This is a genomic window from Fortiea sp. LEGE XX443 (assembly GCF_015206815.1).
Classification (GTDB): Bacteria; Cyanobacteriota; Cyanobacteriia; order Cyanobacteriales; family Nostocaceae; genus Nostoc_B.
In genome coordinates, this window is the sequence record NZ_JADEXZ010000120.1 from 1 (window position 1) to 10,237 (window position 10,237).

Below are 10,237 nucleotides of genomic sequence, written 5' to 3' on the forward strand. Positions count from 1 at the left end.
GGTAAATAAATCTCGCATACTTGTTAAGCTGTTATCCAAGACGTAAGACAACCAGCACTCGAAGAATAAACGGCTGTTCAATACTGGATAATCATTTTTTGCCAGTTCTTTCAGGATATCTTTGACAATTCTGGGTAAGGATTCAGGTCTAATATTGCGGAAGTAAAGAAGGGCAAGACTGAGAATTATGAGAATCAGCAATTAGAGCTTGTGCAAAAAAATCAATTATAGACCGACCTTGACGGCGACAAGTCTGCACCACCGTCAACAAATTGGCAGTGTGTTGAAACCGCTTCATTGAACGGGAACCACCACTAACCTTGCGTTTTGTCACAGCCAAACGAAGTGAGCGTTCAGCCTGATTATTATCAGGAGGAATTTCAGGATGCTCAAGGAAATACCACCATTGATGAGCTTTATCGCGTAAAGAGCGTAAAAGTTGGCCTGCGGTAGCTCCTGCAAGGTCAATCCACTGATTAAGTGTTTGTTGCAATTTAGATTTGAATTGATTGACCCAATCGTTGTAACTGTTCTGGTCAAGAGTTTCAAACCATTGAGCATAACTTCTAAAAGCTTCATCAATTAAATCAACAAACGCTTCACCAATAGCTTGGTTGTGAAGACCTGGAAGTTCAATTAATTTTTTGAAGTGACGGCGTAGATGAGCCAAACATTTCTGTTGGTCAGTTACAGCATAACCATTGTAAACACTAAAATCGTCGCTGCTAAGTACCCCTGTATATTTAGCTCCTAAAATTGTCTCTAATTCGGCTCTAGAACGAGTATCAGCCGCAGTAAACAGGCAAAAATCAGAATTGGCAACTACCCACAACCATTCTTTAACTCCTTTAACTGACCAAGGTGTTTCATCCACATGGATGTTAGGTTGTGTCTGTTTTACCCATTCACTTAATTCACTAATGCTTGGTTCAATTGCCTGTTGAATTCGTTCATTGGTTGCTACCAATGTGCCTAGCCCAATTTCAATTTGCCCCAATTCCCACAACATTTCTTGCTGTTTTTCGTAGGGCATGTGTGCATAATTATTTACCCATCCTAAAAATGCCTGTAAAGAGATTCCTAAATCTTGTCCTGGAATGATATTTTGTGGCCAAGAGGCTGTTTGTATATTGCCACAGTACTCACACTGGCACGTATGGCGTTGATACTCAACTATTTCAATGGGACGCTCTACTAGTTGCGCTACAGACTGTTTTTCTACTTTTACTGCTAGGGGTGCAAATGCTTTGTGACCACACAAGACACAATCACTTGGACGCAAAATTTCATAACGATCTATCCGGACATAACCCTTACGAGTCTTACCTTGATGCCCTGGCTGTCCACCTGGCTTTCTTTTCGGTTGATTTGATTCCTCTTGTGGGGGTGCTTTTTTGTTTTCGCTCTTTTTCAAAATGTCCCCAGACGGTGGTTTCGACGAATTAGAGCTATCCAAATCTCTACTGACTTTTAAACGCTCTATTTCTTGTTGTAGTTCTAGGATGATTTTCTGTAACTCACCTATTACTTTACTCTGCTCAATAATTATCTCTACCAGTTCTTCTTTTGATAACTGGTTCAAGCTTTCTCGGTCTAAATCTTGAGGCAGGTTTTGGTTCATATTTGTGATACTCCCCCTCAAGTGTTCCTTCTGTCAATACTCTGTCACCTGAATCCTTACGTTTTCAGATTTGTTTTCACCAAAATAACTACATTGAGGGACTGGGCAAATTCTTTGTGCAGCAAACTAGCTTGGTAAGTATCGGTTTGGATATCCTCTTCAATACTACTTTGACGCAAATATTCATCAGAAATATTACGCCAGTCCAGTTTCTCTCCGTATTTACGGCGTGAACGATGATTGGGTCAGGATTTTGGTAAGGTATGTATAATGCTGAATCGTGGCGTAATTTAGAAATTATATGCAAGTTGACCTGTCGAGCCATCTGCAAAGCATTATTGTTTCCAAAATGACCATCTAAGACTAAGTAAGTAAGCGGGATAAAGTTAGCTATCAACTTGACTAACTCATTAATCATCTTCTTAATTCTTAGTAATTCAGATGTGAGAATTACTTCGGTCTTATTTTTATTTTTACTCCCTTTTGGTCGTCCACGTCCACGTTTTTCTTTGGCTTTTATTTCTAGTGTTGGCGACCCACTACTTTTTTCTATATCGCTCTTTATTACCTGTTCTATTTGAATCGGAAATGAGTGTCTTTGTTCGACACTTACTAACGATAACGTAAAGAAAGATAGTCCTGATATTGGTTTACTTACTAGGCTGGAAAAGAATCTATCCAACCCATAAGTATGTTTCCCTGATTTGCTGATTACAACTTCGTCTCCTGCAAGCAAATATACCTCATTTGCTCGAAACAAATGCTTGCGGAAAAATAGCCAAAACAACGTCGCCCAAGGGATTACTGTCTGAAAAAACCGCAACATCGTCCGATAACTACCACCAATGCCAGCCCAACGGGAGATTCCCAACATCGTGACTCGGCCGCTCATTGCTAACATGGCTATGATTATCTGGTTCAATTGCCGCATAGTTGTAGCGTTTATCTGCGGTAACAAGCATTGTAACAGTGATAAGATGTCCGGCATGGGCTGAAAAGTAGTTTTTGAGTTGTAGTTGTGAGAGACAATAACTCTACTACGGCAGCCCTACCTCTTCATACTCTTTTTTTGGCGAAGGTATTGATTTATCGTTACTTAATCAGCGACGGCCATTGATGGCAATCAGCAACCGCAAGATAAAGACAAAGAGGTTGATGTAGGTCAGGTACATCGACAAAGCAGCAGGTAGGTATTGGTCGTTGCGGTAAGTACGGGGCAGAATGTAGAAATCTACGACAGATACTCCCACAAACAGAAACACACCCAACCCAGAAATGCCAATTTCTAACCAATTTGGGGTATAAACACCAAACAAAGCAAAGATAAACTGAGTTGCACAAACAACCAGCAAGGCAATAACACCAAGACTGATGGTTTTTGTTAAAGCCATTCCGTCTTGTTCTGAGAGATTTGAACCAATTTGACGGGCAAAAATAAAGGTGATACCGCAACCGAGGGCAGCTATACCAATACCTTGAATGCCAACACCTGGAGTTCTTAAAGCGACAAATACTAAACCACTGAGTGTGTACCCAGACAAGAGGCTGTATGTTGCTAACAAAGGCAGTGCAATACCCTTGTTACCTTTCTCTGCAACGTTTCTGGCAACGAAGAATAGTACTAACTCTAGAATGACTGCACCAATGAAGGTGGGAAAGAAAATTCCAGGGTTAGTACGAATAACGCCTAAACCACCGTAGGTTCCCAATGCTGTGAGGACAAGCCCACCACCAACGTAGGGTAAGGCATTGGCAATTACGTTAGGGCCGATGAGGGCTTGAGTTCTAGCGTCTCGGATAGCTTCACGAAAGTTACTTGTATTGCTCATACTTGAGTTTTTCGGAGGTAATGGTTGTTTTTACTCCCATTGTTACCAATATTTGCTGCTAACGGCTAGGGATTTAATGTTGTTATAAAAGCGGAAGGGCAGTTTCAGTTAAAATCAAAGTCTTCAGTTTCCGAAAAATCTAGATTATCTTTAGCACTGACAGCATACTCTTTAGCCTTAGTTGCAAAGGGAAAAGGCAACGGTAGGGAAACATCATTTGCAAAGTAAGGCCAGCGACTTCTGAGAGAGTGAACAAAGTGAGCCAACTTATTGCCTGTGATTTCTGGATGGTGGTGAATTAGGGCTATTTCTAAAATTCTGGCTTTTCCCGCTTGCTTGCCACCATCGTCAAGGCGAGACTGCCATGTACGTAATATATTTTGTTCGGTATTTAAAGGTTTTCTAACGCTCAGGTAAAGCGATCGCTCCTTATCATCACACACATTCTGCCATCGATAAACACCACTAGTTCGACTACCGGGAGAATCTTTCACAATCGCCACTGGAACTTCACCATTATCTGCAACTCGTAAGCGCACAATCCACAGGCGATTGATTTCTGTTTGTGAAAGGTGCTGTTTTAGTGCTTGTAGTGCATCATTTGCTAGTAGATTTTGATTTTGTAGCCAGTTCAGCATTTTGCGAGCATTTTGTGCTTCTGCCATGAATAGCACACGCGGAGATTGATTCTCAGTAATTGGAGTATTTAAGCAATCTTGCAAACATTCAGCAACAAATTTATTGATTAGTCTTTGTTCTTTACGTTTTTGTTCATCATCAGGTTCTTCATTACTTTCATCATCAGCGTTAAAATCCCACTCTGCATCCGAAAGGTGTGCCAGTCCAACAGGATATGATACCCAGCCTTGCGTATTGAATAAATCAGGAGTTGTTAATTCTACTTTTGCTGTTACTGGATTAACCCTAATCATTAAAACAACAGTTTTAGGAATGTTTTCAGCATTGGTTTTGCGGGTACGGCGTAGAACATAAAAGCACGTTAACCAGACATTAATATCAATGCCATCTTTTTCGGGAATAATCAAATGTTTATCAGGTAAAATTCCCAATTGTCTTAGTAAATCTAATACTGCTCGTTTTACTGGTTCCAAACCAGACTTTTTCAGTTTTTCCGTACCATCTTTGGTAGTATAAGTTATCCGGTGGATGTGTTGATTGAGATAGCCTGCTTTCACTGCCCCAATTCGCCATGCAATTTTAGGATCAGCCTCGGATATGAAAGGTTTCGGTCTGATTTCTATTAAGGCTCCGCTTAGTTCTTTTGTTTGGGGTAGAAATGCAGTAATCTTGTTAATCCTTTCTGCTAATAAAATAAGGCGTTGCTGTTGATAAGTTTTCTTCGCTTCAGAAAAAGGTCTAATTTCTAGGTCTTGTGTGAGGTCGCCAACGTGTTGAGTCTTGATACACAGCGAACCGTAAGCTCCTTCATAAATATTGTCTACGTTTGTAGGTGATAAATACAGTAACTTGCAAATTTCATCAATCAGTGCATCACGACATTGGGAAGTTTCCCACAAAATTAGTATGGTGTGAAGTGGATTGTCAACTTTACGAAATACTGCTGGTGCTGCTAATTTTGGTCGTAGCATGGGAGTCGCTGAATAATTCGGATCTTCAGATTTCTTAGCTTTTTTAGGCTTAGGAGATTGGTTATCTTTGTCAGCAAGCAGAGGAACAATTTTCTTTTTAGGTTTCTCTGAAGGCCAGAAAATAAAAACTTTACCTGACTCATTTTCGGCTTCACCCACCCGCTGGACAGGCAAATGTGCTGCAATCGCTTGATCTAAACTAGCTAAATCCTGGGGACTGACACCGCCAAAGCAGGGTTGATCACCTAATTTAGAAGTGTAGGCGATCGCAGCTTGTATCCCACTAGGAATTGTATTAATACCTGACCAGTTGTAACTAGGGTTGGATACAAGATCGTTTGTATCAGGAAGTTGAGAATCATTCAGAGAAAGAAGATTACTGATGGCTTGAGGCCAATTCCGTTCAGTTCCATAACGATTCATCATCACTGTAATAAAGGAAAAAGGTTGGCGTTGACCATCTAACCACCGACGGTTATCACCAATATGAGCTTTTACGCCTGGGTATGGTATGTATTTCAGAGGTTGAGTCAGCCAGCGTCGAATTGATAAATGATGATAGATAATGGGTTTTTCGCGCCAGGGAACTGTTTGCAACACAAAACTGATGACAAACGAGATATAGGCTGTTTCTATAGTTTCTTTTCCTTTTGTCACCGTAATTTCAGTGGGAGGCCATGACATCAATTCAGCACCTTGGAGGCTGACTACTTGGTAAAATGTCAGTTCGTACTGCTCATCGACACCAAAGGAAATTGTTGGGTTTTGAAGAAATTCCTTAGCAAGGTAATCTGGAATAGCTTGGTAAAGGTTGCTTGTTTCGACTTGATTTTGAGGATGGAGTAAATCATAGATTTTTGGCTCTTCCCAATGCCAATCATCATTATTCAAATTTGTAAGCTTTGACTCGACATCTTCTAAACAACTAAATTCTTCTCTCAACCAATCTTTGATAAAGTCACCTAAGTCATCAAGCTCTGTGGTTTCTGTCGCTAACAACCAAGGTATATTGCCTTTCTGCCAGCCATTACGCACAGTCTTGATAATTTGAGGAAAGCTACCAACTATCAAGGGGTCGAGGGAATAAACTGGTACAGATCGATAACCTTTACCTTTTAATTTGGCACGCTGTTGAGCAAGGTTATTGGCAACTTGTCGCCATGCAGTAGGAACATAGATTGCAGAGAGTTCGCAAGTTGGATTTGTTGCAGTTAGTTCCCAAGCACCAGGATGAATAATTTTAGTCATAGTTTAAGTTTCTTAGTTTCATTTGTTGAAGTGCATTCAAAAAAGTGCCATAAAGCGATCGCACCAACATATCTTCACTTTCGATATAAGGTTCCATCACCTTGATAATGGCAACTAAAAGTGAAGTGCTTTCGCTGTCTTGTTCACCAATGGATGAATTTGGGGCAAATTTCACATCTATAAAATGCACTACTGCTGGTACACCACCACGCACCAAACGCCCAATGATTTGCCAAATACTTACTAGCTGAGTCCAACAAAGTACTGAGCGCTCATCTTTTGTTAGTTGTTTGAAAGACCACGCCGTGTAGTTCAAATTGATCATTTCGGCAGCAGCATTTTGATAAAAAATATCCGCAACCTGAGTTAGGGTTAAGTTTCCCAAAGTTGATTGAGCTTCTTCGTAAAGGGTAGAGTCTTTTTCGTACTTCAACGCCCAAGCGTTAAGTTGCTGAACAGTAGATTGCCAATTATCCGGTATTGGCATAGGTCTGTTGAGGAACAGTACTGCACCAAATGCAGCTTTACCTTGAGCGTTTAAGATGTTGTGACCCCGTTCTAGAGCCATCAAAGGAGCAACAACAATCTGGGTGGAAAGGTGTTTTAAATTCCGAATTTCGCTTCGAGGAATACCAGGAAGATGAGGAGGAGCATTGTCACGACGGAGGGTAGCAATACCACCTTCGTCCATGATTTCCAAGCGGTAGCGCGATTGTAAGATAGAGGCGACCCACTCCGATTCCTCGTAGCTACCTACAACAATCAAGATGCGATCGCGATCGTTCCACCATTGAGGATGCTGTTGTTTTCGCTGTTCTAAATCCTGAAATACGCGATCAAGAAAACTCTCTGCACGTCTTGCCGAGTAGCACATAGCCTCGACCATTTCTTTAGCAGCAAGTTTACGTCTTATAGGTGGTAGTCCTGATAAAGCAATATAGTTGGCTTCTCGGTTCTGTTGGGGACTAAAGAAAAATTGACTCTCAGCTATACCAGCCTCACCAGTTCTAGGTTGCAGCAACATGGTAGGTTTTATACTGATGTGATAAGCTGGCGAACCAGGAGCGTAGCTAGTACCTGATATCAGAACAGTATGCGGGCCTTCCCAGCCATCAACTGCAAACAGTTTTGGAAAATTTAACAGTAAAGCACGACCTACACCTACATAGCGGAAATAGTCCAACTTGCCAGCTTTTTTATGACTGCGTTCTTGCTTATATAAAAAGCCTAGAATATTTCCCACTGAGGATTCTGGTAAAACGGGGAGAAAATCTTTCGGCGGACGATGCAAGAGGTCTTGATTCAAGTCGTGTAGGTTCATTACACGACCAAGATCGCTCAGATTATCAACTAAAAAACCAAGTCGATTGTCGAGTACAGCAACTAAAATCGCAAATTGGAGATTTCGGATTAGTTCTTCAAATTGAGCTTCATCTGGTAGGGAAATATAGTGAGTTTCCAGCCATCTTTCGCACCAAGGGGTAATTTCAGCCAATGCTTGACGGTCATTTTCCGCAGTTAGGATTGTCAGTGCTAAGTCTGAAAGTTCGCCTCCACGACGGCGATTGAGCGGATATTGCAAAAATCCGTCGAGTTCGTCCATCATTCGTTTGCGTTGGCGACGTTGTTCTGTAGGAGCTAAGTCTGCTTCAATAATGCGTTTGCGCCGTTCTTCCATGATTTGTTGACGGTTTAGCTTCGGTTTCGGTGCAACAGTAATCTCTGGTGGATCAACGAGGTCACGGATAATGCGAGCAAATAAAGAACGACCTGTAAAGGGAAGAGACCCCAACCACTCAACGAGTTGAGAGTGCGTAAGAAGTAAGTGATAAATGCGGTTAGTAGCATTTTGAGTATGGTAATGTGCGCTTGTCCACGCAACAAAGCGATCACCTGCCATATCACCGCGATCGGAATTGTAAATTGTGGCCAGATTCAATCCCAGTTTATTTAAAAATGAGTTTCCAGAAGCATCAACTAAAACTTCATCAGGGGCAAACTCTTCATCAAATTGAATCTGCACGCGATCGGCTTCATCAACAAAGAGAAATTGACATTCTCGATAAACCGCCTCAGCAAAGGTCAAGTCTTGTTCAAACCCTTGACGGGGTACACGAGTATGAATGAAACTGGCAGGTGTGAAAATCCAGACTAAAGCTGTAGCAATATCTTGTTCTAAATGATGGCGTGGACATTTGTAATACAAAGGGCAAGTATATTTTTCATCACTTTCCTGCCAGTCATCATCATCATCATCGTTTCCTGCTACAGAAACTTTTTGATAAAGCTTGTGACATGGTTCATTACCAAATTCCCATCTATTGCTTTTTCTTTAGGAATAGCTGGTAATGGTTGAAGGTTGCTGGTTGCACAAAGTCTTTCACACCAAGGGTTACAACAGGTGTAGGTACCATCGGGACGTTGACGTTGAACATACTTGCAACGCGGACATAGATGATAGGCTTTATCTTCTGCAAACTTATCCATATCTACGTAAATTTCTAGCGTTGTCAACAACTCGCGCAGTGGTTGAAATTCGGGTAAACGTAACTGTTGCCGATATTCTGAATAATGAAGCGTGGGTTTAGTGATAATCAGTAATCGAAAAGCACGATAGGCATCGTTTAGCTGGTTTCCCCGACAATATTCAAGTACATCTCTCAATACAGACTCTTGTACTTGCGCTACTACATCATTACCTGAAACTTGCCATTCTCTGGCAAAGTCGGAAACTACTCCGTCTTCTATAACACTGATCTCTGGCGAGAGATATTTAATATCTTGGGCAGGTTTCCAGGAGGTAAGTGATGTTTCCGCCCAATCAAAAAATTGGGGTAGGTTTTCTGGTGCTTGTTCTCCTCGTAGTAAGGAAGCCAAATACATACGCGACATTCCAATGCGGAGAGCTTCTGGTATTTGACTTCGCTTTTGTAGCTCAAGTTTTTCCCACTGCACCACGCCAGTAGCTAGATATCGCAGAGTGTCTGTTAGAGATATGTGTAAAGATGGTGTCTCCAATTCAGGTCGCAGAAGGCGGAGACTCCGGGCACTGTGATCCTCCCATTGCACATCAATATCACGCATAGTCTGCAACCACTTCTGAACTGTTGCTTTCTGGCGTGGTCGCATTCCGAGTTCTTGACACAACTCATTCAAGGTTGGCCCTTGTTGATGAATGCGAAACCATCTCTCTAGTGCGTCGAGAATTTTTTGTCGGTGTTTCGTGATTTTCATTATTCACCCTCATGTTTAGCAGAAGTGTGACACCGCTCAAACGTGCCTGTCAACTAACTATTACTATGTTTCCAATTAGTTTCCAAGGTTTCCATTTTTTAACATAGCAGGTAACCGGGTTATGTTGTAGTCCTAACCACCTTGGCTGTTGATATACTTACGCGTTTTTGATCTAGCTACATACTTTTAAAAGTTGAATTATTTATACAGCAGATTGCAGATAAATAAGTACAAATTGTCATAAAAAAGCCATATATTAAGAGATTTTCAACCATATTCCCTATTCCTGCTTTAAGTGTTTTGCAAAAGGATTAGGGAAATTTGATAAACAATTAAAAATCTGCAAAACGTCCTTAAAAATTGGCTTATTTATTGTCTGGAAGTGTTTATATCCCTCTTCTGTCAGTCTCCGAAAACTTTTGCTATTTCTGAAATCTAGAGCTTTTGTATAGGAAGCGATTGGCTTCGCCAGTGCCGTAGGCAATCGCCAGATTTTTTCTAATAGGATAGCTTGTATTAATTATCTGATGAGGCTTCTAGCAATCGCCCTTCTGGAAAGTGACAGAAGCTTAGTGGTGCAGAAAACTTTCCGGACTTTCAAGTTGAGAACACAGTGACACGGAAGAACTCAATTTGTTGCTCTATCTGCGTTCGTTTTTTTAGTGAAGCAGTGGCAGGTGGAGGACTGTTTCGAG

The 10,237-nt window shown here is 41.3% G+C and carries 5 protein-coding genes and 2 pseudogenes; all 7 read right to left on the minus strand.

The window, feature by feature from the left end; genetic code table 11:
• Window positions 1-153: pseudogene (locus IQ259_RS25900) on the minus strand (IS4 family transposase); the annotation flags it as partial.
• Window positions 149-1,621, minus strand: coding sequence for an IS66 family transposase (locus tag IQ259_RS25905; RefSeq protein WP_193888862.1), 1,473 nt, complete (start codon window positions 1,619-1,621; stop codon window positions 149-151). The pseudogene IQ259_RS25900 and the gene IQ259_RS25905, both read right to left, overlap by 5 nt.
• Before the next feature lie 59 nt (window positions 1,622-1,680).
• Window positions 1,681-2,609: pseudogene (locus tag IQ259_RS25910) on the minus strand (transposase); the annotation flags it as partial.
• Window positions 2,610-2,721: 112 nt separating this feature from the next.
• Window positions 2,722-3,450, minus strand: a complete 729-nt coding sequence (locus IQ259_RS25915) for a Bax inhibitor-1 family protein (protein WP_193888863.1) — start codon at window positions 3,448-3,450, stop codon at window positions 2,722-2,724.
• Between the two features lie 104 nt (window positions 3,451-3,554).
• Window positions 3,555-6,308 carry a pPIWI_RE module domain-containing protein gene (locus tag IQ259_RS25920; RefSeq protein WP_193888864.1) on the minus strand — a complete coding sequence of 918 codons (2,754 nt, stop codon included), beginning with the start codon at window positions 6,306-6,308 and terminating at the stop codon, window positions 3,555-3,557.
• Window positions 6,301-8,514, minus strand: a complete 2,214-nt coding sequence (locus IQ259_RS25925; protein WP_193888865.1) for a hypothetical protein — start codon at window positions 8,512-8,514, stop codon at window positions 6,301-6,303. Before IQ259_RS25925 ends, IQ259_RS25920 begins: the two co-directional genes overlap by 8 nt.
• 59 nt (window positions 8,515-8,573) lie before the next feature.
• On the minus strand, window positions 8,574-9,542 hold the full coding sequence (locus IQ259_RS25930) for a Fis family transcriptional regulator (RefSeq protein WP_228014791.1): 969 nt from the start codon (window positions 9,540-9,542) through the stop codon (window positions 8,574-8,576).
• Between the last annotated feature and the right edge of the window lie 695 nt (window positions 9,543-10,237).